Below are 25,689 nucleotides of genomic sequence, written 5' to 3' on the forward strand. Positions count from 1 at the left end.
TGAGTTTTAGCCTGTGAGTACAATTTTACGTCTTATGAGCTTGAATCAGCGATCGCTCTGGCATCAAACCCACCAACAACAAGATACCTTGTCAGCACCTCCGGCTCGCTTGGAACTTGTGCCTGAACGAACCTCAGATTTAGAACTGTACACGGCAGAAATGCTACGGCGTACACAAGCAGAACTCCAGTGGTATCGAAACCTCTATGAAAATACACCGACGATTTACCTGAGTTTGAATGCAGCAGGAATAATTGTGTCTGTAAACCAGTTCGGCGCTAACTGTCTGGGTTACACACCTGAACAATTAATCAAAACTCCTGTGTTTAGTTTGTTTGAGCCAATAGACAAGGAAAAACTATCTGAGGTATTCATTAAGCTTTGCAGTGCTGCTCAACCCGATGAATCTATTAATGGAGAATATCGCCTAAACTGCCCTGATAGTAAGATTACATGGGTCAAAACTACAGTCCAGATATCGCCTGATCAAGACTCTCATGAGAAGAGTCCGGTGATTCTGATGGTGTGTCAAGACATCACCACTTACAAGCAAAAAGAAGTTAGCCAACAAACTAGCCAAACTACAATGCAGACTCAGTTGGCAGAAATGGAAAGCCTCAGTCGCCTCACAGAAGAATTTCTCAGTACAGTCTCCCATGAACTCCGTACACCATTGACAAATATGAAAATGGCGATTCAAATGCTAGGAATTGCCCTACACAAAGAACAAAATTTTTTGTTGGAAATGGCCAAGCCAGCAGCAGAACGCTCAAAAGCATCTCGCTATTTTGAAATTCTAGATAACGAGTGCGATCGCGAAATCAACCTGATTAATAACTTTCTCGATTTAAAACGGTTAGATAGCAGTGCGAAACCTTGGGTATTAGAAACTATTCAAGTCCAACAATGGCTGTGGCGGGTTGTAGAGTTATTTCAAGCACGTAATCGCGCTATATGTAAGCAAAGGGTAATTTTAAGTATCATACCTAATCTTCCGCCACTGGCTTGCGACCCTTTTAGCCTAGAGCGTATCTTCATAGAACTGCTAACTAACGCCTGTAAATTTAGCCCGTCGGAGAGTGAAATCACTATTTCCACCCAATTAAACTCACAAAATATCCAATTCCATGTGATCAATTCGGGTGTAGAAATTTCCAGTTCAGAATTAACACATATTTTTGAAAAATTCTACCGGATTCCTAGTAATGATCCGTGGAAGCAAGGTGGCACAGGATTAGGACTGGCATTAGTTCAAAAATTAATTAAGCAATTAGGAGGAACAATAGAGGTAGAAAGTGGGTCAAATCTTACCTGTTTTACCATCCAATTACCATTGCATCGTCAAGTAAGTAAAAAGTAAAAAGAAAATTTATGAGCAAAGTCAATATTGCTTATGATATTTGATCAGCAAAAATTTATTTGCCGTTATCTCAAATATTTAGCTAATATGCGTCACAATTAATACTGCCACCAACATTCACTGGTGCAACCACAATCTCTTGTAGGTCTACTGTAGGCAGGGGCAACTAAATTGTGGCACTTTGGATATTAGTGGCTAGAAGCACCTTGGAACGGGAATATAAGGAACTTCCACTATGCTGATTTGCCCTCAGTGTAAATTTGAAAACCCCAAAGCTAATAAATTTTGTCAAAACTGTGGCACATCCCTAACTCATCTGGTTTGCCATGAATGTGGTACAGAAGTACCATTAAATGCCCAAAGTTGTGATAACTGCGGTGCAGAGTGTGGACAAGTTTGGTCGGCCATTATTACAAAAGAAGGAAGCGGGGACTGGGAATTAGGCAGTTGGCAAGATGTTCAGGATGATTTACCAACTTTACCTTTTTCCACGGAATATACTGTACCGCTTGCTGCAAGACCGGTGTTAAAAGTAGGTTCTTACATAGATAAAGAACAACGTTATCAACTCTTAGAACCTCTACCTATCTCAGAAGAGAATACAACCCAGACAGAATTTTGTGTACGAGTTTTGGATTGTCAACCGTATCAAATATCACCCATTGAAGCAGTATTAGAAAATCAAGACCAAGGATTGTTAACATCCGCAGGTAGAGAAATTAAAATTACTCGGTTAGCTAAAGCTTATGTACAATTACAATCAAAAGGGCAAGCAGAAATACCAGTAATTCATGATGCTTGGCAAGAAGGTAATACGCAGATTTTGCTAATTGAAGACCGTTCTGATTGGACAAGGTTAATTGAACTCTGGAAAGAAGAGACAACAAGTTCGTTACAAATTTTACATTGGCTTTATCAAATGACCCAACTTTGGGCAGTATTAGAACCAGTGAAATGTCGTCAAAGTTTGCTGGAATTGTCGAATCTGCGATTGGATGAAGACCAAACACTAGCTTTAGCAAGATTGTATGGGGAGGTGGAGGCAGAAGTAAATGCCGAAGCTGAAGATGAGACATTATCACTAACAGAACAGCCTTTTAGTGTGAAAGTGTTAGGGGAAATTTGGCAGGAGTTATTTAGGCAATCTCAACGTACACAATTTGGTGCTGTATTGCAGATTTTTGAGGATTTAAAACTAGGGAAAATTCAAATGATCGCCCAGTTGCGATCGCGCCTAGAAGCGATCGCTACAGAACTAGAAGCATCGCCAATTCCCAGTTTTTCGCCAACCGCCAACCAACATCCAACTGCACCCACTATCATCCAGTTAGAAAACGCACGAGATGAAGACAGTGCTGGTAAAAATGATGATTTACCCACAATTGTGCTGTCAATGCAATTAAGCAGTCTAGAAGATGTCGGACGCACAGACGTAGGTCGTCAGCGTCAGCACAACGAAGACTACTTTGGTATCGACACGAAAGTTGAGAAGCTAGAATTTCCCAAGAACCGAGTCTTCCAAGCCCGCGGTTTGTATATCCTCTGCGATGGAATGGGTGGTCATGCTGGTGGTGAAATAGCTAGTGAATTGGCTGTTAACACAGTCCGGCAATACTTCCAAGAACTTTGGACAACTGACCAGCGCCCAACTGAAGAGAATATGCGCGAAGCAGTTTATTTAGCCAATGAAGCAATTTATCAGTTAAATCAACAAGATGCCCGTTCGGGAGTTGGGCGTATGGGTACTACTTTAGTAATCCTCTTGATTCAAGATACGGAAGTAGTAGTTGCTCATGTGGGAGATAGCCGCCTCTACCGCTTAACTCGCAAACGAGGGCTAGAACAAATCACCGTAGACCATGAAGTTGGACAGCGAGAAATAGCACGGGGAGTAGAACCCAGTATAGCTTATGCACGTCCAGATGCTTATCAATTAACGCAAGCTTTGGGGCCGCGTGACGAAAGCGCCATCTACCCTGATGTTGAATTTTTTGACATTAATGAAGATAGTTTGCTCATCCTCGCTTCTGACGGTTTATCAGATAATGATTTACTAGAAACCCATTGGAATACTCATTTACTTCCTTTGCTAAGTTCTGGCGCTAACCTAGAACAGGGTGTTAACGAATTAATTGATTTGGCAAACCAAAAAAATGGTCATGACAACATTACTGCAATACTTGTACGGGCAAAAGTCCGCCCAAACATGGAAAGTCAAAAGTAAAAAGTTAAAAATTAAAAGTCTTTTTACTTTTAATTTTTAACTTATTAATTCCTACTCTCTATTTTTTATGCAGGTTTTATTGTGGTTATTGTGACACTGTTAGAACCACAAAACAAAACACCTCTGAAACAGTGGTGCTTTGATAACTCCGCCGTGATTCGGATTGGCAGAGCGGCGGATAATCATGTGGTTTTATCCGATAGTTTGGTTTCCCGACATCATCTAGAACTCAGGCAAATCAGGGCTGATAACAATGATGAATCTTGGCAGATATATAGCCAAGGCACAAATGGTACTTTCCTCAATGGCATTTTAGTAATTCAAAGTCCACTACCTAATAATGCAGTTCTGCAACTGGCACAGGGAGGGCCAATACTGCAATTTCAAATTCAAGAGATATTACCCGAAAGTAATGCAGCAGAAGAAAAATTGGCTGTATCAGTGTCCTTAAGTCATGACCCTGCCAGAGCCGCTTATACTTGTACCCATGAAGGTAACTCTCCACAAAATTTGTTTTGCATCCATTGTGGTCAACCACTATCCGTGCAACAGACGATTCGTCAGTATCAGGTGTTGCGAACTTTAGGGCAAGGTGGTATGGGTACCACTTATTTAGCTTGGGATACTAAAGGCTGGATGAGTGAAAATCCGCAACTTTTGGTCTTAAAGCAAATGAACGCTGATATGGCGAAAATTGCTAAAGCTCAAGAATTGTTTGAGCGGGAAGCTCATACGCTGAAATCACTAAATCATCCAGGTATCCCCAAGTATTATGACTTTTTTGTGGAAGGTGGAAAAAAATACTTGGCGATGGAATTAGTTCATGGGCAAGATTTGGAAAAACTTGTCCAGATGACTGGGCCGGTAACGCCTAGCAAAGCGATCGCCTGGATGATTCAAACCTGCGAAATTTTAGACTATTTGCATAGCCAAGAACCACCACTAATTCATCGTGACATCAAACCCGCTAACCTGATAGTGCGAAATGCCAATAATCATATAGTGGTGCTAGATTTTGGTGCTGTTAAAGAAATTGGTACGACACCAGGAACTCGAATTGGTGCAGAAGGTTATTGCGCCCCCGAACAAGAACGGGGACAACCTCTGATTCAATCAGATTTATATGCCATTGGGCCGACACTAATTTTTCTGCTGACTGGGGAAAATCCTTTTAAATTTTTCCGCCAAAAAGGACGAAATTTCCGGTTTGATGTGGCAAACTCTCCCACGATTACACCCCAAATCAGAGAGGTGATTGAATGTGTTACAGAGCCATTGCCACGAGATCGCTATCAAACTGCTAGGGAATTAGCCACTGCATTAGCCGCTTGCAAGGTATAGATTAGGTAGTTGTCATTCGGGATTTGGGAGGAGTAAATAACTATTTACTCCTTGCTTCCCTTGCTCACTCCCTATTCTTCATCCCATGCGTCTACTGAGAGCAGTTCACTGATTGGGTCTTGCATACTGAAGCCAAAATCTAACAGTTCCTGTTTCCAGTGCTGCCAGTCATTGCCATAGAGAAAGGCAATTTTCCAAATGCTATCAGTTGGTTTGATGATATTGGATTCTACGAGTGATTGCACGTTACGCTGCAATTTCACCATTGGGTGAATTACTTGCTGAGTCATAACCTAGATTGAATTCAGATTTCGTTTGGGTAAATGCTTAATCAAAACTGCTTTCCGCTTGGCAATTGTTATCGATGCGTAGAGCGTTGGAATTGGTAAAGCTAGTCTTAACTTTCTAACTATACCATAACAAACACTGCTTATTTGGGAGGAAATTCGGTTTTGTACGGTAATTACCACCACAAAACTCAGAAGTTTCCTTACAAGTCATCGTGTATGCGTAACGAAAAAATGAGACATCTTGACAGTTGCACTGATAACACAAGTTGAAGTTAGAGAAGTTTATCTACCTCAGCCATTAAGTATGTGAGTAATTGTTTGAGAAACAAGGATTTTGGATGGTTTGAGGTTTTTAAGACACGGTGAAGGAGAGTTTACCGCGTATATTTAGATGTAATCCAAGATATCGCAAACATATAACAGTAAATATATTTATTACAAAAATTTATAAATAATTAATTTTTTCATAGAGATTAAACAGCAGCCTAGCTACATATTTCATTAGTTGAGTATGCCACTGAAGAATTATAAAAACTTTACAATCTAGATGATAGTTTCTTTAAGGTGCTGGGTACTCTCATAACTGGAGGCTTGCTGGCACCTCAGTATTTCTGACAGCAATTATTGATACATGTCTAACTCTGGAGATGATTATATTATTTCCCGACAAAAGAAAATTGATCAGAAGAAAAGGATTTTAACGATAGTAGGTTTAGTATCTTTCGTTGGTTCTACGGTATTTGGGGTGATTACGGGGTTACAACAAACACATCAGCGGCCTCAAACAAAAAATGTATCTATCGAGTCTTCTTTACAGCAACAGGCACATGGTTATGAATTAGTTTTGCAAAGGGAACCAAACAACCAAGTTGCTTTAGAAAAACTAGCTATAGCTCGACTACATCTAAAGGATACCAAAGGTGCGATCGCGCTGATGGAAAAGTTAGTGCAACTACATCCTGATAGACAAGACTATAAAGTTGTTCTAGAAGATGTTAAGAAGCAGCAAGGTAAGTAAAAATAATGCTCACTTTTATAGAAAAAATCTAATTATTTTAGAGAGAGAAATATATGATAAAAAAATTTACTCAGTTCAATATATTTAGTAATTTACCTATTGTATGTAAAGTATGTGAATCTTCTTCACACCATTTTGCTAAAAGTATTGTATTAGGTAAGTATGAAGTTGATTATTTTCAATGTTCTGATTGTGGATTTGTACAAACAGAAGAACCTTATTGGTTAGATGAAGCTTACTCGGATGCTATAACTCGTACTGATATTGGTTTAGTATTCCGCAATAATAATTTATCACGAAGAACTGCTCATATCTTATTTAACATCTTTGACCATGAAGCAAAGTTTTTAGACTATGGCGGTGGATATGGTCTATTCGTGAGAATGATGAGAGACTTTGGATTTGATTTTTATTGGGATGATAAATTTTGTACTAACCTATTTGCTAAAGGCTTTGAATTTGATGAAATAAATAATGGTGCGTATGAATTAGTAACGGCATTTGAAGTATTTGAGCATTTTATCAATCCAATAGAAGAAATTGAAAATATTTTAAATATTTCTAAGAATATTTTATTTAGTACGGAAATTCTGCCTGAAAATAATCCTAAACCTAATGAGTGGTGGTATTATTCACCGCATGACGGACAGCATATCTCTATATATACTACTAAGACTTTATCAAAAATTGCAGAAAAGTATAATTTAAACTTGTACTCAGATGGTGCATCTTTTCATCTATTAACTGAAAAAAATTTACCTCCAGATTTATTTAATACTCTGTGTCATTCTCCCATAGAACCATTCAACAAACAGTCTCTACTTCAGGAGGATTACTCAAAAGCAGTTATTTCACTAATTAATAGAAATCATAATAATTTTATCAGGGCTGATGAAGATAGTGATTCTAGTGCAGATAATCCAATAATATTAGTGGACGGTGTATTTTTTCAACTCTACCAAACTGGGATTGCGCGTGTCTGGAAATCTTTATTAGAAGAATGGGCGACTAATGGATTTACTAAACATATTGTTGTCCTTGACCGTGGAGGTACTGCACCTAAAATTTCTGGAGTTAGGTATTTGGAGATTTCTAATTATGACTACAGCAATACTGATGCGGATAAACAGATGCTTCAACAAATCTGTGATGAAATAGGTGCAGATTTATTTATATCTTCTTATTACACAACACTGACTACAACACCTTCTGTATTCATGGCTTATGATATGATTCCAGAAGTTATGGGATGGAATATGGATAATCCCATGTGGCAGGTAAAACATCAAGGTATCAAGCAAGCTTCTGCTTACATAGCAATTTCAGAGCATACAGCGCATGATTTATCAAACTGTTTCCCGGAGATACCTGTAGAGTCTGTAACTATAGCTCATTGTGGTGTTAAAAAACCTTTTTCTCCAGCAAAATTTGAGGAAGTTAATGCTTTTAAAGCAAAGTATGGTATTACAAAACCTTACTTTATTTTAGTTGGTACGGGAAATGGTTACAAGAATAGTATGTTATTCTTTCAAGCATTTTCGCAACTGGCTAGTAGCTATGGATTTGATATTATTTGTACAGGTAGTGGTGGGATATTAGCACCTGAATTTAGAGATTGTACTTCGGGTAGTAATGTTTATATGTTGCAGCTTAGTGATGAAGAGTTAGCAACGGCTTATTCTGTTGCGGTGGCTTTAGTTTATCCTTCTAAGTATGAAGGTTTTGGAATGCCAATTATCGAAGCAATGGCTTGTGGGTGTCCAGTAATTACTTGTCCGAATGCTTCTATTCCTGAAGTTGGAGGAGAGGCGGTAATATATGTGAATGATGATGATATAAATGGACTAGCAAATGCTTTATGTGATGTGCAGAAACCTAGTATTCGTCAAGCATTAATTGAGGCTGGTTTAGTACAAGCACGAAAATTTTCTTGGTCAAAAATGGCAAATATAGTCAGTACTGCTTTAATTAATGCTAGTCTGCTATCTTTAAATCTTAAGGAAATTAATCTCATTATTTTTCCTGATTGGTCGCAATCAGAAGATGTGCTTGGTTTAGAGTTAGAATCTGTAATTAAAGCGATCGCAACTTATCCTGATAGACAAAAAACTACTCTATTAATTAACACCAGTAACATCTCTGCTGAAGATGTAGAACTCTTACTCTCTGGAATTACAATGAATCTCCTGATGGAAGAAGATTTGGATATCAGCGAAGGATTAGAAATTTCTTTGGTTGGTAGTTTAGCAGATATTCAGTGGCAAGCTTTATTACCTCGCCTCAGTAGCCGAATTATTTTGGAACATGAAGATAAAGCGGCTTTAGCAGAACTATCACTAGAATCACTACCAGCTTGCGAACTAGAAAATTTTATTAACCAACTCTGTGTTTTACATAGTTAATTAGGGTGTGTTAAGGTTATGCAAAAATTTGCAAGTTAAAAAATAATCACTAGCCGTAACGCACCTTATTTAGTGGTGCATTACGCATTGTTTTAACACATCCGATAATTTAATAATTACTCTAATTTTAAAAAGCGGCCCAGATAATCTTGAACAACAGGAGAATATACATTGATTACTACAGCAGAAGAATTAATAGATGATTCATATAATCTGAATACAAGTAATATCAATGTAATTATCTTTCCTGATTGGTCACAGCCAGAAGAATCTCTTTGTCCAAATTTAGAAATGGTGATTCAAGCGGTGAATCATCATCCTGATAATAACCAGATAAATTTAATTATAGATAGTAATAATGTTACTGAAGATATCGCTAATTTAGTATTATCTGGCGTATTGATGAATCTCTTGATGTCAGATGATTCTGATATAAGTAGTACAGGATGTGAAATTTCTCTAATTGACAGTTTAAACGCTGAATATTGGCAGATAATGTCTTCACAAATTCATGCAGAAATTATTTTAAATCAGAAAAATCAGGAGGATTTAAGTTATTTTCCAGCCGATAATATTCCAGCATATACAATAGATGAATTCTGTAATATATCGATAGTTAAACTTATTTATGATTTGGCTAATAGGTTATTCCAAAAAGGACAATGGCAAGCGGCGATCGCACAATATCAAAAACTGCTAGAATTTCAAATCTATAGTTTAGATATCTATGGGAATTTAATTAATTGCTACAGAAATTTACAGCAAATAGAGGCTCATTACACAACACTACGTCAGGCGATCGCATTATATCCTACTGAAGGTAGCCTACATTTTTCACTAATTATTGACTTGCGTCGTAGTGGCTTGACAAAAGAGGCTATTGCTAGTGCTGAGAATGCTTGTCAATGGATACCTGATGATTATACTTTTAAACTGCTGAAATATTTAACAGTTCCCAGTATTTATGATCATGAAGATGAAATAAGTTTTTATCGCAATCGCTATATTCAAGGATTACAAGATTTAATTTCACAAACAAGTCTAAATACTCCAGAAGAAAAAAGTAATGCCTTAGCTGGTATAGGTCGGCTGACAAACTTTTATTTATCCTATCAGGCTAAAAATGATCGAGATTTGCAAAGTCAATATGGACAATTAGTCCATAAAATTATGGCTGCAAATTATCCTCAATGGGTTGCACCTTTATCCATACCAAATCTCCAGCCACAGCAAAGAATTCGCATTGGCTATGTTTCCCATTTCTTACATTCTTACAGTGGCACATTATGGTTAACTGGTTGGCTACGCTACTGTAATCATCAACTCTTTGAAATTTACTGTTACTATACAGGAAATGAACCAGATCCAGTAACGGAACAATTTCAGGAATATAGCGATGTTTTTCACCATATTCCTCATAATTTACCAGGAGTTTGTGAACAAATAATTGCTGATAATTTACATATTTTAGTGTTTCCTGAAATTGGGATGAACCCGCAAACTATGCAAATTGCCGGACTGCGGCTTGCACCTGTACAATGTGTAGCCTGGGGACATCCTGTCACAACTGGTTTACCAACAGTTGATTATTTTTTATCGAGTGAGTTAATGGAACCAGAAAATGCACAAGCACATTATTCTGAAAAACTCATTCGCTTACCAAATATTGGTGTATCTTACCCCAAACCTTATATTCCCCCAATTATCAAAACGCGCTCAGATTTTCAACTTGCAGATGATGCGGTGATTTATTTATGTTGCCAAGCACCGTTTAAATATTTACCACAATATGATTTTATTTTGGCGGAAATTGCGCGTCGGGTTCCGCTGGCTAAATTTGTATTTTTGCGGGGAACGTTACTTCAACAGCGTCTCAAACGCGCCTTTGCTGGGATAGGTTTGAATAGTGAAGATTACTGTGTATTTTTGAGTATCCCAGAACGTTTAGACTATTTGATGATTAACTTGCTTGCAGATGTTTATCTGGATACTTTTACATGGTCTGGGGGTAATACTACCTTAGAAGCGATCACTTGTAATCTCCCGGTTGTCACTTGTCCAGGAGAATTTATGCGTGGTCGTCACTCCGATAGCTTTCTCAAAATGCTGGGAGTGACCGACACCATCGCGCAAAATGAAGCAGAATATATTGATATCGCTGTCAAATTAGGGCTAAACTCAACTTGGCGAAACAATATTGCCGCACAAATGAGTCAGAATCATCATTTACTATTTGATGACCAGGCTTGTGTAAAAGGTTTAGAAAATTTTTATCAACAAATTGTCGAACAACAGCCAAAGTCTTAGGACACTAGTACAACAAGGCAAAAGTAAAAAGTCAAAAGGAAAAAGAAAGAATAGTTATATCACAAGCCTTGTAGCAATTCCTTATGGTCGGTTTATTTACGCTGACCTGTACTAGTAGCTGATAAAAGTTAGCCTGTCACCTGTCACCTAAAATAACCCCTACTCCTCGTTCTGACCCACACGCCGAATATTGACAACATCGCTCATTTTTTTAATTTGGACAAACACTTGTTCTAGTTGGGAGCGATCGCGTATATCTATACCTAAGTCTATTAATGCTGGTTGTCCAATAGCTGTTTTGACTTGTGCATGGCGGACGTTGATTCCTTGGTCGCTTAAGCGCGATAGAACGTCTTTTAAAACGCCAACACGGTCAAGAGCTTCAATTTGGATATTAACGGGGTAAGTATGAGGACGCGCACTAGTTTCTACAGCAGAGTTCCATTTTACTGGTACTAGGCGATCGCACTCAACATTATCCAAGTTATGACACCCTTGGCGATGAATAGAAATTCCTCGTCCGCGTGTCACTACCCCAATAATCGATTCACCAGGAATCGGCGTACAACACCCAGCCAGATGATATACCAAACCTTCCACTCCTACGATTGGCGAATCACTGGCACGGGAGCTACTGTGAGGTAATTCTCGTAAGGCTTTGGCTGTGGCTGATGATTCTTTGGGGACAAATGGCGGGATCACCATTGTGGCAGGTTGCTGTGCCTTGACAACTTCTCGCCAGCGATTGAGTACCAAATTCAAGGTAATTTCGCCATAACCCAACCCGGCGAGTAAATCTTCCACGCTGTGATAGTTGCACTTTTCCGAGACAGTCTGCATCGCGTCTGATTTTAGCCAACTCTCAAACCCAGTTTTACCGAGTTCTTTTTCTAACAAGTCTCGTCCACGAGAGACGTTTTCTTCCCGGCGCGATCGCTTATACCATTGTTTAATCCGATATTTTGCCGTAGAAGTCCTGGCAAAATTCAACCAGTCTAAACTGGGATGACTATTCTTTTGAGTAAGAATTTCCACAATATCGCCATTGTGCAACCTTGTTGATAAAGGTACTATGCGACCATTTACCTTTGAGCCAGAACAATGATTGCCCACCTCTGTATGAATGCGATAGGCAAAATCTATACTGGTAGAACCAGGATTTAAAGATACAACATCGCCCTTGGGAGTGAAGACATAAACATCGTCTTCAAATAAGTTATCTTTGACACTATCTAAATATTCTTGAGCATCTTTTAGGTCACTTTGCCATTCTAATAGCTGGCGTAACCAAGTAAATTTTTCATCAGATGCTGTGAACTGACTATTAGAACCACCTGTTTCTTTATATTTCCAATGGGCTGCAATCCCATATTCAGCAATATGGTGCATTTCCAAAGTGCGAATTTGGATTTCTAAAGGACGACCAGTCAGACCAATGACCCCAGTATGCAAAGATTGATAACGGTTGGGCTTGGGTAATCCGATATAGTCCTTAAATCTGCCAGGAATCGGGCGAAAAGCATCATGAACAACAGCTAAAGCGCGATAGCATTCTTCATTGGTTTGGACAATAATTCGCAGCGCGGCTAAATCATAAATTTCATGAAATTCCTTTTGCTGTCGCTGCATTTTTTGATAAATGCTATATAAATGCTTGGGACGGCCGCTAATATCTAAGCAGTGTATTCCAGCGTGTGGCAAACGTTCCCGCAAAATTTCTGTAGCTTTAGCTAATTTCTCTTCTCGCGCCGTGCGTTTTTCCGAAACATGCTGCTGCATTTGGCGAAAAGCTTCCGGTTCGAGATATTTAAATGCTAAATCTTCTAATTCCCACTTAATATGCCAAATACCTAGACGGTTGGCTAAAGGTGCAAAGATATCTCGTGTTTCTTGGGCGCTGCGACGGCGACTGTCTTCTGACATATATTGCAGAGTTCGCATATTATGCAAACGATCTGCTAACTTCACGACAATAACTCTGATATCTTGCGCCATCGCCAAAAACATGCGACGGAAATTTTCGGCTTGGCTTTCGGTTTTACTTTTAAAATTAATCTTAGAAAGCTTAGTTACACCTTCGACTAATAGCCGCACCTCTGAGCCAAATAGCTCTTCAATTTCTTCAATTGTGACATCTGTATCTTCAACTACATCATGAAGAAATCCAGCTGCTATCATAGCAGGACTACCCCCTAAATCACGTAGCAAACCAGCTACGGCAACGGGATGACAAATATATGGTTCTCCAGATTTGCGAAATTGTCCATGATGGAGTTGATAGGCAAAGGTAAATGCTCGACAAATTAACGAAGCATCATTCTGCCTTCTTTCTTCTGCTTCGTCACTTCTTGGTGATGACTCTCGCAAACATTTGTTGAGCCATTCTGGAAGTGTAACGTCAATTGAAGTACTAATAGCTATGCCGCTCATACAAGAGGTGATCGGGGGGATAGTAGAGATGGACGAAATTAACAGCATCAATCTGGTGATGATCCTGTTTCCCTCATGGGGGTAGTAAATGCAGTGTGAGGATGATGACTCAATTGTCTATGGTAGTCATCCATTTTAGCTTTCAACAAGCATTATCTGGACAAACCATAGATGGCTAATAAAGCCTCAAAGGGGAATTTGAGGCTTATGATAGTGATAATAGTTCAAGAAGATATACTGTAGAAGAAAAATTTCTTGTCATTAATACTATCTTAAATGGCACTAGATGTCTTTAAATTGTGAGAAATCTCAAGCACTAGCAAATTTATTAGTGCAGTTACGTTCCGATATCTCATCTGTGCAACTTGACAAAACTCAACTGCGACAGCGTGTTGCTGATTTGCAGCAGTTATTTCAACAAGAGATTGTACCTTTAGCGACGATAGACTCAAAAGAACAGTCTTTTCGGACAGAAATTAGTAAACAATTGCGTTTATTGGAAATTGATGTCACCTTTTTGCAAGGCGCACGGCAAGCTGCAACAACACAAGCAAGACTTCAAACCATTAGCGATCGCCTCACTACCTTAATTCAATATTGCCATGCAATACTGCAACAAGAGACACCAGAAGTTACTGAATATTAGTCTGGCTGTGAAGTTTTGCCGTTAAATAAATCAGGATCAAAGCAATCCTGTAACCAACATAGAGTCTTTATGTTTATGAAGATTTAATGCTGAAATTTATCGGACTTATCCAAAACACCTCTTAACTTCTTATTCCTCTGTGGCCTCTACGTCTCTGTGGTAGCCTGTGGCCAGATGCTATCGCGTCTACAACTTTATCTAACTCGTGCGTAAGTCAAATAGACATAAACCGGATTTTTCCAGATTTGATGACTCAAATCTCGGCTGATGAGCCATGAAAAACCCGGTTTATTATTTTTTACCCTATTCCAGTCAAACTCCCAGAATATCAAAGCTCTGGAAGGTTACTGTTATAAATAAGTCTTCAATTCTAAGCTCTTCTCCAAGGGCCCCAAATAGCAAAAGTAATCCCAGGTGCTTGAATATTAACGAACAAGGTTCTACCATCTGCTGAGAAGCAAGCACCAGCAAATTCACTATCATTCAAGGCATTGCGGGCAAAATTATAGATTTCACCTTGGGGATTCACACCTCTTAAGAAATTTTCGCCGCCTCCGTCTTCGCAGAGAATAAGATCACCAAAAGGTGCAACAACTATATTATCAGGAGCATCAAGTTCGCTTCTCGATGTAGACTCTACAAACAAATCAAGGGTTTCAGGGGTTCTGTTAGTTGGTGGAATGTAGCGCCAAACTTGACCTGCTCCCGCAGCACCACCACTTGTACAGCAAAAATAAAATTCTCCGTTACCATACCAGATACCTTCCCCACGAGCAAAGGTAGCTGCACCTAGTTCTTGACCTTGTAATCGCACAGTGTCCCCATCTAATGGGTTGGGGTTGGGGATAGTCACCCATTCCACACCCAATTTTTGACCCCGGACAAAACCGCTGTTTGAGGTGTTTACTCTAGGTTGATTGACGATTTTCAACGCTTGCAGAGTACCGCCAGCTTTTAAATTACCGGGTTCTTTGGGAATAAAACGATAGAAAAGGCTATCTCCTCTATCTTCCGTTTCATAGACTATGCCAGTTCTTGGGTCTACAGCCACAGCTTCATGATTAAATCTTCCCATTGCAACTAGAGGCTCTGGATTAACCGCAGAGGTATTACTAGCTGGAACTTCAAAGTTGTAACCGTGTGGTCTTGTCACTCCGTTAGTTGCACTTGGTAAAGTGACATCTTCTTCACAGGTAATCCAAGAACCCCAAGGAGTAAGACCACCTGCACAGTTACGGATGGTTCCGCTGAGAGACACAAAGTGTTTGATGAGTTGGCGATTAGCACCTACGACTAATGTTGTAGTTCCACCTCTGGCAATAGGATCATAAGGTCTTGGCCCTTGTGTGCGTGAACCGGTGAAACCAGTACCTAGTTCGTGGTTACGAACTAAGATAACTGTGTTTCTGGGGCCTGGGAATGCAGCCATTCCATCATGATTACTTGGCACTAAAGTACCATCGTTCATGGATTCGCCTGTACGGGAGAAAGTGCGGTATTGAAATCCCGGTGGTAAATCTAACAAACCATTGGGATCAGGAACAAGCGCACCATAACCTGTGCCGAAAATAGGTTGGCCATTGGCTTGTCTAGCATAAAGAGCTTCTAAAGGGGATGCTAATAAAGTACCAGCGGCACTTGCCCCAGCTAATGTAAAGAATTTACGTCTTGATAATTGCATTTGATTACTAATGTAAATGCTTGGAAGAAGTTATGGGAAATAGATTAAGTTTAGGTAATGGTTTATTTAAAACATAGTTATAAAAAATCGCCATAATATATCTATAAATGCTGCTAATGGCGTTCTGAAAGAGCATCCACACAGCAAAAAGTTTATATAAAATATCTATATAAATGACAAAAAGAAATTGGCAAAATTTTAAATCAAATAGTGATATGGCAGAAAATACTACAAATAAAATAACAGTTACAAATATTCGATTGATTAAATATTAGTTTAATGTACATGCTTATATAATAAGAGTTTTAGGGAATAGCGATCGCTACAAATTGACTTATTTTTAGCTGTACAAAATATGGTTAAGCTAAGATTAAATATAGTTTAAATAATCTAAGAATATCTTTTCAATGAAATATCAAAGTCTTTTGCGTATTTTAAAAAAATAATTATTAAACATCCAAATGAAATTGAATCTAATGATAAAATTTCACCAGAATGTTTTAGGTATTACTAAGCAGCAAACAACCTCAATTATTATCACAATAACTAGATGCCAAGCCATCTAGTTGAAGTTTTGTGTGGCTTTTATCTACCTAATATTTCACTCATTAACCAAGTAAAATGAACAGATTTTTGACCCAATTTAAAGCTACCGTAGCTGTGGCGGCTGTCACTTCTTTAGCTACTGTCATCAACATTCCCCAAGCGGAAGCGGCTTCTTATGATTTATCTTGGCTGGGAGGACAAGGTTATTCTGCTAGAGGTAACTTTTCATTTGACGACAGTTTCTTAGGCGGCGTTATCACTAGAAATGAGCTAAGTGATTTCACTATTGCCTTTTTTGACCCCACAGGAAGTTTACTGCAAAGTTTCGACTACAATTTTCCCAATCCCAATAGCAGTTTTAATTTTAATTTTGATACCGTTTCTCGTACTGTTCTGCAAACAGATAACTTTGATACAGCCAACGGGTTTGACTTGGGAATTGACTTTGCTACGGAAGTTACAGGACTATCTTTTTATACTTACGTTAATCCTGAGCAAGGATTGCCAAACGCTACGATATTTTTGAAGGATGATCTTTCACCAGAAGTCTGTAGTACATTCCCCAATTGTCGGTTAGATGTTGGTGGTCAGTTAACAGCAACAGCAGTTCCTGAACCTAGCGCAATTTTAGGCTTGTTAGTAGCAGGTTCTTTGAGCCGATTCTTCAAGAAAAAGCCAGCATCTATCTAAACAGCAAGCTGAATAGTTGATGCAAGCTTGATTAAAACCGTAATTGACAAATATTTTACCGTTCATTTCCCAGGTATTTCCTAACTAAAAATTCTGAAGTTCTCTTTGCTAGAGAACTTCGGAATTTTACCATTGGAATTTTCCGGGCGATCGCACTTTAAACTAGAAGAAAGATAATGGCAAGGCAACTAAACAAGGTCAGAACATTGCTGTTCTAGCCATTGTAAAATCCGATTCCAAGCCCACCAAGGGTCAGGGTCTTGGGCTTGATACTGACAATCTTTGCTACTTAAATAGCCGACATGACCTCCATAACGGGTAAGTAGCAAATCTATGGCAGAATTTTGGTTACAGGCGGCTTCTAATTCAGGGATGATATCTGGATGAAATAAAGGATCATCCGCAGCGTAGACAATCAAGGTTGGTTTGGTAAGTTTTGGTAACAATTGGAGAGCGCTACTGGCTTTGTAGTATGCTTCAACACTAGGAAAACCTAGTCTTTCAATTACCAGTTCGTGGTCAAAATCCCAAATGGTATTTGTCCGTTCTATGGCTTTGGGGTCAATAGTTCCCGGATGAGTATCATGAATTCGCCAAGCGAGTTTTTTTAACTCACGGACAATACTAGCTTCAATGATTCTACCAAATCGGTCTTTTGTGAGGTAGGTGAGCGATCGCAAAGAATCCAAACTTGGACAAATAACTGCGCCACCACCAATGTCGCTGTATTTGATACCAAGATTTTCATGATCTTGCGTTAACTCCGCAGCTGCTTTTAACCCCCACAGCGCTAACTGTCCCCCTAAAGAAAACCCCATAAACCAAAATTTACTGGGACATCCCATCGCCGCTGCTGCTGCTGCTAAACGGACAAAATCTTCACCCTCGTACAACCCATCAGAGGTTAAAGTAGGTGACAATTGGGCTGTTTTACCGTGGGCGCGCCAATCAAACAAAACGACAGCGTAACCTTGAGCGTAAGCTTTGCGTCCTAGTAACCTCAACGACCATTCCTGCTCTAGCTCGCCCGTAATTCCATAAGTGGCAATAATCGTACCGCGAGCATTTTCGGGAATTGCCACCCAGCTAAAAATAGGCACACCTTGCCCACCTAGAAATATTGTTTTATGATAGGGCGGCTCTGGATCACAAGAGGTGCTTTCCCAGTAACGTTTTCCCCAAAAAGCGGTGTAAACAGTCATGGCTACACCATTTTGCAGGAACTTAGCTGGATTGTAGGGCGGGTAACACATCATTTTCTAAATTTCGTGTATCTTAGGTTTTGATTTTTCATCATTTAGTTTTAATATTTATGTTAGATTTAAAATCTTTTTTATAATCAAGACAGAATTCTTTGTATCGACCAAAGATTCTTATTTTTCCTTAATAAGTAGCAATAATTTTTTAAGAATGCCGAGGATTCTAGTCATAGACGATGACCCAGCAATTTCCGAGCTTGTTGCCGTCAATTTAGAAATGGCTGGCTATGATGTCAGCCAAGCTGAAGATGGTATCAAAGGTCAAGCGTTAGCTCTCCAGCTACAACCAGACCTGATTATGCTTGATTTAATGCTGCCGAGAGTAGATGGATTTACTGTTTGCCAACGCCTACGTCGGGATGAACGGACTGCGGAAATTCCCGTATTGATGTTGACTGCCTTAAGTCAAACTCAAGATAAAGTGGAAGGATTCAACGCTGGCGCAGACGACTATCTGACAAAGCCCTTTGAAGTAGAAGAAATGCTGGCGCGGGTAAGGGCTTTATTGCGGCGGACTGACCGCATTCCCCAAGCCGCCAAGCACAGCGAAATTCTCAATTATGGGCCATTAACTCTCGTTCCCGAAAGGTTTGAGGCGATATGGTTCAATGAAACTGTGAAACTGACTCACCTGGAATTTGAGTTACTGCACTGTTTGCTGCAACGTCACGGACAGACAGTTTCGCCTAGCGAAATTCTGCGGGAAGTTTGGGGTTACGATCCTGATGATGATATTGAAACTATCCGAGTCCATATTCGTCATTTAAGGACTAAACTTGAACCAGATCCCCGCCACCCTCGCTACATCAAGACGGTATACGGTGCAGGATATTGTCTAGAATTACCCAGTGTCCCTCCATCAGCTGAGGGGGCTTCTGCATCAGCTGTTGAGTAACCCGCTATATTCCTTGACCTCAACCCTAAATTTACTTAATCCATTATGTTGTGGGGAATGAGGTTTAGTGGTCTTACCAAGGAAAACTCTACTTTCGCCTGCTTGACTCTACAAAAAGCTACCTTCCAATAGACATCCTTTTGTGGAGGGTGATGCTTAGTAGGCGAATGCTACTGTCTTAGTAGTACGGCGCTCATACCGCTACGAGTCAAAATAGCGTTGTACTCCATAAAAAATTGGCATTCTCTGGAAGTAATTTTGAGAGAGTGCCAATCAATTTTAATATTTAAATTCAACCGTAGGTCAGCTAATTTGTAATGGCTTGTCGTACTAAGATTCTTATTTTGCCAAGCAAAATTACAGAGGAGCAGAGAAGCAAATCCATGATAAAACTATCTGCTCCTCATCTCCTCTGCTGTATTGATTGATTATTGCTGCTTTTAGGGAGCAAGAGCGTTACCGCGAATTAAACTACCAATGGTTTTGGCAGTAATTTTTAGTTGGGTAATGGGGTTAGCGGGGACAACTGTTTTGTACAGATAGCTATCGAATGTCAGCTTCTGTACATCCATGTCACCACACATTTCAACGAATGCTTCACGAGTAGCATCAGAACGATAAAACACACTCTGCAAAATGTCTAGCACTTTGTAGGTGAGTCCGTACTTCTTATCCCAACGCTTGATATATATTTTGAGGTCATTTTCTGTAGGAATGCGGCTACCGTTGTTGGAAGTTTCCACAATGGCTTCAGCACACATTCTTCCAGATTTAGCAGCAAAGTAAATTCCTTCACCAGAAGATTTGGTAACGTAGCCAGCAGCATCTCCGACTAAGGCAATGCGACCAACGACGCGACGAGGACGGGGATGTTCAGGAATGGGGTGCGCTTCAACTTTGATGATTTTACCGCCTTCTAGTTTCTTGGCAGCACGGGCGCGAATGCCAGCTTGTAACTGTTTGATACTGGCTTTATTGACGTGCATTGTGCCAGTACCGACGGCTACGTGGTCATATTTAGGGAATACCCAAGCATAAAAGTCGGTGGAAACGTCATCGCCGACATACATTTCGGCTAAGTCGTTGTAGAACGCCATTTTGTCTTCGGGTAAGCGAATTCGCTCTTGGAATGCGATCGCATAATTATAATCCCCGGCATCCATTTCTTTAGCAATGCGGGAATTTGCCCCATCCGCCCCAATGATTAAATCAACTTTCAGGGTTTTACCAACACCCTGCACGCTACCATCAGCATGGTCAACGTAATGAATTGTATAAGGGTCGGTATTATTTGTGGGTATATCGACTTTATGAACAGTGGCGTTAATTAAATTTGCACCTAATTTTGCCGCGCGATTCCGCAAAAAGCTATCTAAAACTTCGCGGCGGCACATTCCTATATATTCTTCTTCATTTACCAGATTAATATCAACCTCACGATTGGAAGGCGAAATCATTTTCATCTTCCGCACCCGGCGATCAATAATCTCTGGTGGTAGGTCAAATTCACCCACCATACATAGAGGGATAGCTCCCCCACAGGGCTTGGCATTGTCTAGCTTCCGCTCAAACAAGTAGGTTTCAATCCCAGATGCAGCCAGTGTTTCGGCGGCAGATGAACCAGCAGGGCCTGACCCCACAACAGCAACCCGTAGTGTCAAAGGTCTTCTCCCAATCTTGACATTTACCGAAAGCATCGTACCACGGTCTTTTGGCTGATTTGGCGCTCTACCCCTCAGTTTTGACAGAAATGCAATATTCCTTAATATTCCGATACAAAAGAAAAGTCTGAAATTAAAAAATGTTGAGTAGGAATTGGGAATACTGTTTTTTAATCTCTACTCCAACTCCTCATTTATGCAGATTTCCTCACTAGACTCTCTCAGTAGACGAGTTAGTATTAATGCTATTACGGGATACCAAAAGCATATTTCCCCTCACAAAGGCTTTGTTTGCGCCCATAGGATTTTATATGGAGGCGAATCCTGTTCTCAATACATCAAGCGCGTGATTGCTCAAGAAGGTTTAAGGATGGCGTTCATCAAGTCACGCGCACGATTTCATGCTTGCAAACAAGCTAACTTAATTTTGCGCGGGCAATCACATAATTCCGAACCCACAGAATCAGAAGATGAAGCAAATATACAGCCACCTAAAACAGAACATAGACGTAAGAATCAGCAATCTTCAAATACAATTTATAGCAATGATGATGGTACTAACTGCATAAATTGTGCAGATTTAAGTTGCGATTGTGCTGATTTGGTCAATGTCTTACCCGATTGCGATTTCTCCCATTGTCACGCTCTAGATTGCAGTGGTGCTGATTGTAGCTTTCTTGATTGCGGTAGTTGTGGTAGCTAATAAATTAAATATTTTGCCTGGAAATTAGCTTCAAATTATTTGTCTAAAACTATAGATTAATTTTAATTATTTAAATTTAAATTTAGCTCACAAGTATTTGAGTAAAAAATCTGTATATGCTATAAGTATAGCACGGTAAATCTAGCAACATGCCGTAGTTTTAATAGCAGAGGTATAGCGGCGGTGGGTATAGTAGTTGAGAGTGTATCCAAAAACTTCGGGAGTTTCAAAGCGGTTGATCAGGTTGATCTAACTGTTAAGAGTGGTTCACTAGTAGCGTTACTGGGGCCATCAGGATCGGGTAAATCTACTTTACTCAGGCTAATTGCCGGGTTAGAAACGCCAGATAGTGGCAGAATCTTTCTTACAGGGAAGGATTCTACCTATCAAAGTGTGCAAGAGCGAAATATTGGGTTTGTATTTCAGCACTATGCTCTGTTTAAGCACATGACTGTGCGGCAAAACATCGCTTTTGGGTTAGAAATTCGCAAAGCACCAGACAAGAAAATTAAAGGACGGGTAGAACAGTTACTAGAGTTAGTACAATTAGGGGGGCTAGGCGATCGCTATCCTTCACAACTATCTGGCGGTCAAAGGCAACGAGTAGCTCTAGCCAGATCCTTAGCTGTAGAACCAGAAGTATTATTACTGGATGAACCTTTCGGCGCTCTAGATGCCAAAGTCCGTAAAGATTTACGAGCATGGTTACGCCGCCTCCATGATGAAGTTCATGTTACCACTGTTTTCGTCACCCACGATCAAGAAGAAGCAATGGAAGTTTCCGATGAAGTTGTCGTGATGAACAAAGGACGCATAGAACAAATAGGCACACCAGCAGATATTTACGACAATCCCGCCTCAGCATTTGTGATGAGTTTTATCGGCCCAGTGAATGTCTTGCCTAGTTCTTCTAGAATTTTCCAAAGCGCCGGATTTGACGCACCACACCCAGAAGTATTTTTGCGTCCCCAAGATGTGATTATTGAAACGCAAGCCAACGGTACGACAGCATCGGCAAAAGTCAGTCGATTAATCCATCTAGGTTGGGAAATCCAGGTAGAATTAACTTTAGATGATGGACAAGTAGTGACAGCCCATCTTACACGCGATCGCTTCAACGAATTGGAATTAGAACCACAACAACGGGTTTACGTAAAACCCAAAGATGCCAAGTCTTTTCCGGTATATTACTCAATCTAGTATTAACGACTTAGGCAATCAGCAAGGATGAAGTACTTTAAGCCTTCATCCTTACTTTATTTTTGGTTTAGTTGTTCTTTGCTCCCCAGATGTACTGAACAGAGAAGATACATATCTTAAAGTTATTATTTATTTTTCTTTACAAATAAATAAGTATATACTTATTTTCTTAATATTTTCCTAACATTTAGAGAAAAAAGTCTCTAAACTTCAATTTCTAGTGTTCAATTTTTGAAATTTACATACAATTAAGCATAAATGCCCTCTGCCCAATGGTAGAATTTTTGTTTAAATAATAGGGCATGACTTTTGACTACTTAAATAAAAGTATGACTAAAGAATTACACAAGGTTGCCGTACCCCAAATATCTATAATTCTTACTTACCAGGGAAAACAAAAACATCAGCTTGATATTTTACGCATAAAGCAATGTAACTATTATGACAATAAAAAACGTTAAGTTGTAAATATTAAAATTTTTTGTTGAATAAAATCACAGACACAAGTGGCATTAATAACCATTTCTTCAATTACAAAAAGCCTAAGAAAGTAAAATCTCAAAAATCATTGCTTAGATATTAGCTTCTTTTCCTGTCAGTAAAGGATTTAAACGTTTTTTGTCAGTAGAGCTTATTTCAAGTAATTTGCAGGTGAAGATAATTTATACATTTATCAAAAATTAGTTAAATTCTGCAAAGAAAGCACCCAGAAAAATATCCCCCTTGTACAGCTTCATGAAATCTTATCAATTGCTACAAGTAAACCCCGTAGAAACCGCTAAAAATTCAAATAAATAAAACCTACTTTAGCTCTATGATTTAAGATCTCAACCTATATCTATTAAAAATCCCTATTATTTACACCACGGAAAAAATAAAAGGTAAAAAAATGAAGATAATTCCATGTTTATCTGGGTCATTTACGCTGCAATTGCTTGCGTTTGCCACAATATGTAGTGCGACAACTTTTAAAAATAATTTGCTCCCTGCCTACGCAAAAGAGACTCCTACAGATCCCCAAGCAATAACAACACAGCGGATTTGCTCTTTAGATCCTGTTGAAGATTTATTACCACCACCACAAGCCAAAACGAGTAATTCCTTATTTTCATACCTTGCCCAAGAAGGGTTTACTCAGAGCAAAGATGGTTCCTGGGTATGTTATGTCAACGATCCTAAAAAAGAAGGACGTTACTATACCTTATTTAAAGTTCAAGCGCAAAATGGCAAGTTAATTGGCAGTTCTTTTTTAGACGGTGGTACCTTGATTGAAGGTCAAGACAACCGCACCCTAGAATTTTTCATGAAGCTCATAGAGCATCATTTAGATGGCGATCCAGAAAATCGCCAAAGTATACGTAGATATTTAGAATCCTTTATATCTCTCGTCAAAGAAGGAAAAATCGCTGCTTCCCGACGTGGGTTTCTGTTTGACCAACCCAACCGTGCTTTAGTTCTCTACCACACCCTTGGTACAGGTGCAGGTACTAACACAGGAGAACTCAAAGGTACAGCAATTACCCTCAACATTCAAATATCTGATAAAGTCAATGCCAACTCAAGCAAGAGTGAAAAACCAACTTCTCTAGGGAAGAATATCAAACCTAAGCAAAAATAATGCTGATTGTTTAATTGCGTGTGAGTAGTATTTCGTTTATTGATCAGGAGATGTATCTTGTTGAAATCAACTGTCAAAAGCATAGGAATTTCGTTAACGTCTTTGGCAGTAGTATTGTCTGTTTGCCAGCCAGCTAACGCACAGCTAAACGTCGGACAGAATAAAGTGCAAAGAGGACTGGAGCGAGAGTATCTTCAGTATCAGCTGCAAAACCGTAATCTCAGTGATGCCATTGTTATCCCTAATTGTATTGTAGGTAGTGGTAGTAGCTGTAATAAAACTGGAACAGTTCTACAACAATTATTAGCAGTGAATGGTGGCGCTAGTTACTACGAGTTAGTAATTCGAGCCGCTGGGGGACAGCAAAATTACCAGAATTTCGCTGCTTTTTACGGCAACAATGAAAGACTTCCAGAAATTCCTTTTGCCTCGTTTTGGAAAAAGCAATCTCCATCAGTTGTGGATGGTTATCAATACGTTTTGGGTCAATCTGTAAGTAACCGTCCAGTTGCTGGTTTAGGAGCAGTTACTAAAAACTTTTCTTGGTCGCCAATCTCTAGAGGCGATAACTCTCTGAGTCCTCGACAAGGGTTATTGGATTTTAAATATTCTTTTGGACGGGAACTATTAGTTGAGGTATCTAAAATTCCGAACCTGGAACAGCAGATCCGTACTTTAGATTTGCCGCCTGACATGACACAGTTTTATTTGAATAACCTCTCGCGTGGGTTAAATGCGCTGAAGGCGGGAAATGATCAGGAATTACAAGAGAGCATCTTAAGAATAGTTTCCTTCCCATATTCATCGGCCTCTACAACAGCTGGTGACTATGGACGTGTACCCCTTGGCACACCAAAAGATTTAGACAATATTGAAGGTATACCAATAGTTGGTGAAGAACTCAGCCCCAACATAGCTTTATTAGAGCCAGAGTCATTCTTCCTAGAAGCTGATACGGCTATTGCTTTAGACGTTGGCACTTTAGCTGGGAGTGCTTTTAACCCTTTATATCTCAGTCCTGCACTTTTATTCTTGTTATTCCTACTGGGTGGAGATGGTGGTTCTTCGTCCGCAGTCACAACTCCTCCTGTTCCAGCAGTTCCAGTTACTCCAACCCCAACCACAACCCCAACCCCAACTACAACCCCAACCACACCTCCAGTAAGAGTAGATGAACCATCAACCCTGGCTGCCATACTATTACTGACACCTTTACTGTGCATACTCAGTTATAAAAAACGCTCTGCCAAGGTCAGCAGTTATTTGAAATAGTTTTTTTTAAAACCTTTGACAAAATTGCTGTCTTTTAATAAAAATCCCTCGGTAGCTTGCCGAGGGATAATTTAATTTAGTACTTTTCACCTAAAAATATCCCACTTCCATAGAATACCTATTCGTTTTAATATGAGTGTGCCAAA

At 39.5% G+C, this 25,689-nt stretch carries 18 protein-coding genes; 13 read left to right on the forward strand and 5 right to left on the reverse strand.

Features of this window, described 5'->3' with window-relative positions; translation table 11 throughout:
- The first annotated feature begins 34 nt into the window (after positions 1 to 34).
- The 3 genes from NOS7107_RS06635 (at position 35) to NOS7107_RS06645 (ending at position 4,925) form a co-directional block, all read left to right on the forward strand.
- Positions 35 to 1,360, forward strand: a complete 1,326-nt coding sequence (locus NOS7107_RS06635; protein ID WP_044499772.1) for a PAS domain-containing sensor histidine kinase — start codon at positions 35 to 37, stop codon at positions 1,358 to 1,360.
- 235 nt (positions 1,361 to 1,595) lie between these two features.
- Complete coding sequence (locus NOS7107_RS06640; protein WP_015112209.1) at positions 1,596 to 3,584, forward strand: serine/threonine phosphatase; 1,989 nt, start codon at positions 1,596 to 1,598, stop codon at positions 3,582 to 3,584.
- Between the two features lie 81 nt (positions 3,585 to 3,665).
- Positions 3,666 to 4,925, forward strand: a complete 1,260-nt coding sequence (locus NOS7107_RS06645) for an FHA domain-containing serine/threonine-protein kinase (RefSeq protein WP_015112210.1) — start codon at positions 3,666 to 3,668, stop codon at positions 4,923 to 4,925.
- A gap of 71 nt (positions 4,926 to 4,996) precedes the next feature.
- Here NOS7107_RS06645 and NOS7107_RS06650 read toward each other — a convergent pair whose 3' ends face one another.
- Positions 4,997 to 5,215, reverse strand: coding sequence for a DUF4327 family protein (locus NOS7107_RS06650; RefSeq protein ID WP_015112211.1), 219 nt, complete (start codon positions 5,213 to 5,215; stop codon positions 4,997 to 4,999).
- A gap of 631 nt (positions 5,216 to 5,846) precedes the next feature.
- Between NOS7107_RS06650 and NOS7107_RS06655 the strand changes: the two genes are divergently transcribed.
- The 3 genes from NOS7107_RS06655 to NOS7107_RS06665 all read left to right on the forward strand — a co-directional run bounded on the left by NOS7107_RS06655 (position 5,847) and on the right by NOS7107_RS06665 (position 10,942).
- Entirely contained in the window at positions 5,847 to 6,233 is a 387-nt protein-coding gene (locus NOS7107_RS06655) for a M48 family metallopeptidase (RefSeq protein WP_015112212.1), read from the forward strand.
- 53 nt (positions 6,234 to 6,286) lie between these two features.
- Entirely contained in the window at positions 6,287 to 8,635 is a 2,349-nt protein-coding gene (locus NOS7107_RS29825; protein WP_015112213.1) for a methyltransferase domain-containing protein, read from the forward strand.
- 171 nt (positions 8,636 to 8,806) lie between these two features.
- Positions 8,807 to 10,942, forward strand: a complete 2,136-nt coding sequence (locus NOS7107_RS06665; protein WP_015112214.1) for a group 1 glycosyl transferase — start codon at positions 8,807 to 8,809, stop codon at positions 10,940 to 10,942.
- Positions 10,943 to 11,101: 159 nt separating this feature from the next.
- Here the strand turns inward: NOS7107_RS06665 and NOS7107_RS06670 are convergent, their stop codons facing one another.
- On the reverse strand, positions 11,102 to 13,372 hold the full coding sequence (locus NOS7107_RS06670) for a bifunctional (p)ppGpp synthetase/guanosine-3',5'-bis(diphosphate) 3'-pyrophosphohydrolase (protein WP_015112215.1): 2,271 nt from the start codon (positions 13,370 to 13,372) through the stop codon (positions 11,102 to 11,104).
- Positions 13,373 to 13,658: 286 nt separating this feature from the next.
- Between NOS7107_RS06670 and patD the strand changes: the two genes are divergently transcribed.
- Positions 13,659 to 14,018: a heterocyst frequency control protein PatD gene (patD, locus tag NOS7107_RS06675; RefSeq protein ID WP_015112216.1), complete on the forward strand. Its 360-nt coding sequence runs from the start codon at positions 13,659 to 13,661 to the stop codon at positions 14,016 to 14,018.
- Between the two features lie 370 nt (positions 14,019 to 14,388).
- On the opposite strand, the gene NOS7107_RS06680 is transcribed toward patD, so the two are convergent.
- On the reverse strand, positions 14,389 to 15,699 hold the full coding sequence (locus tag NOS7107_RS06680) for an alkaline phosphatase PhoX (RefSeq protein WP_015112217.1): 1,311 nt from the start codon (positions 15,697 to 15,699) through the stop codon (positions 14,389 to 14,391).
- A gap of 633 nt (positions 15,700 to 16,332) precedes the next feature.
- Here NOS7107_RS06680 and NOS7107_RS06685 point away from each other — a divergent pair.
- Positions 16,333 to 16,935, forward strand: a complete 603-nt coding sequence (locus NOS7107_RS06685) for a PEP-CTERM sorting domain-containing protein (protein WP_253274519.1) — start codon at positions 16,333 to 16,335, stop codon at positions 16,933 to 16,935.
- Positions 16,936 to 17,123: 188 nt separating this feature from the next.
- Here NOS7107_RS06685 and NOS7107_RS06690 read toward each other — a convergent pair whose 3' ends face one another.
- On the reverse strand, positions 17,124 to 18,191 hold the full coding sequence (locus tag NOS7107_RS06690) for a YheT family hydrolase (protein ID WP_015112219.1): 1,068 nt from the start codon (positions 18,189 to 18,191) through the stop codon (positions 17,124 to 17,126).
- A gap of 154 nt (positions 18,192 to 18,345) precedes the next feature.
- On the opposite strand from NOS7107_RS06690, the gene NOS7107_RS06695 reads away from it, so the two are divergent.
- The gene (locus NOS7107_RS06695) at positions 18,346 to 19,089 is read left to right on the forward strand and encodes a response regulator transcription factor (protein WP_015112220.1); all 744 of its coding nucleotides are present in this window, start codon (positions 18,346 to 18,348) and stop codon (positions 19,087 to 19,089) included.
- 440 nt (positions 19,090 to 19,529) lie between these two features.
- Here the strand turns inward: NOS7107_RS06695 and chlP are convergent, their stop codons facing one another.
- Positions 19,530 to 20,750, reverse strand: coding sequence for a geranylgeranyl reductase (gene chlP, locus NOS7107_RS06700; protein WP_015112221.1), 1,221 nt, complete (start codon positions 20,748 to 20,750; stop codon positions 19,530 to 19,532).
- 196 nt (positions 20,751 to 20,946) lie between these two features.
- On the opposite strand from chlP, the gene yidD reads away from it, so the two are divergent.
- From yidD to NOS7107_RS06720, 4 genes are all read left to right on the forward strand, one after another.
- Positions 20,947 to 21,453, forward strand: coding sequence for a membrane protein insertion efficiency factor YidD (gene yidD, locus NOS7107_RS06705; protein WP_015112222.1), 507 nt, complete (start codon positions 20,947 to 20,949; stop codon positions 21,451 to 21,453).
- A gap of 183 nt (positions 21,454 to 21,636) precedes the next feature.
- Entirely contained in the window at positions 21,637 to 22,653 is a 1,017-nt protein-coding gene (locus NOS7107_RS06710) for a sulfate/molybdate ABC transporter ATP-binding protein (RefSeq protein WP_015112223.1), read from the forward strand.
- Positions 22,654 to 23,542: 889 nt separating this feature from the next.
- Entirely contained in the window at positions 23,543 to 24,271 is a 729-nt protein-coding gene (locus tag NOS7107_RS06715) for a hypothetical protein (RefSeq protein ID WP_015112224.1), read from the forward strand.
- A gap of 57 nt (positions 24,272 to 24,328) precedes the next feature.
- Positions 24,329 to 25,543: a hypothetical protein gene (locus NOS7107_RS06720; protein WP_015112225.1), complete on the forward strand. Its 1,215-nt coding sequence runs from the start codon at positions 24,329 to 24,331 to the stop codon at positions 25,541 to 25,543.
- Positions 25,544 to 25,689: the final 146 nt, after the last annotated feature.

The sequence above is a fragment of the Nostoc sp. PCC 7107 genome, assembly GCF_000316625.1.
In the GTDB taxonomy this organism is placed as follows: Bacteria; Cyanobacteriota; Cyanobacteriia; order Cyanobacteriales; family Nostocaceae; genus Nostoc_B.

What these genes read in the sequence shown, in the direction of transcription:
- NOS7107_RS06635 (WP_044499772.1), top strand. Translation starts at nt 35, where the DNA reads ATGAGCTTGAATCAGCGATCGCTCTGGCATCAAACCCACCAACAACAA.
- NOS7107_RS06640 (WP_015112209.1), top strand. Translation starts at nt 1,596, where the DNA reads ATGCTGATTTGCCCTCAGTGTAAATTTGAAAACCCCAAAGCTAATAAA.
- NOS7107_RS06650 (WP_015112211.1), bottom strand. Translation starts at nt 5,215, where the DNA reads ATGACTCAGCAAGTAATTCACCCAATGGTGAAATTGCAGCGTAACGTG.
- NOS7107_RS06655 (WP_015112212.1), top strand. Translation starts at nt 5,847, where the DNA reads ATGTCTAACTCTGGAGATGATTATATTATTTCCCGACAAAAGAAAATT.
- NOS7107_RS29825 (WP_015112213.1), top strand. Translation starts at nt 6,287, where the DNA reads ATGATAAAAAAATTTACTCAGTTCAATATATTTAGTAATTTACCTATT.
- NOS7107_RS06670 (WP_015112215.1), bottom strand. Translation starts at nt 13,372, where the DNA reads ATGAGCGGCATAGCTATTAGTACTTCAATTGACGTTACACTTCCAGAA.
- patD (WP_015112216.1), top strand. Translation starts at nt 13,659, where the DNA reads ATGTCTTTAAATTGTGAGAAATCTCAAGCACTAGCAAATTTATTAGTG.
- NOS7107_RS06680 (WP_015112217.1), bottom strand. Translation starts at nt 15,699, where the DNA reads ATGCAATTATCAAGACGTAAATTCTTTACATTAGCTGGGGCAAGTGCC.
- NOS7107_RS06690 (WP_015112219.1), bottom strand. Translation starts at nt 18,191, where the DNA reads ATGATGTGTTACCCGCCCTACAATCCAGCTAAGTTCCTGCAAAATGGT.
- NOS7107_RS06695 (WP_015112220.1), top strand. Translation starts at nt 18,346, where the DNA reads ATGCCGAGGATTCTAGTCATAGACGATGACCCAGCAATTTCCGAGCTT.
- yidD (WP_015112222.1), top strand. Translation starts at nt 20,947, where the DNA reads ATGCAGATTTCCTCACTAGACTCTCTCAGTAGACGAGTTAGTATTAAT.
- NOS7107_RS06715 (WP_015112224.1), top strand. Translation starts at nt 23,543, where the DNA reads ATGAAGATAATTCCATGTTTATCTGGGTCATTTACGCTGCAATTGCTT.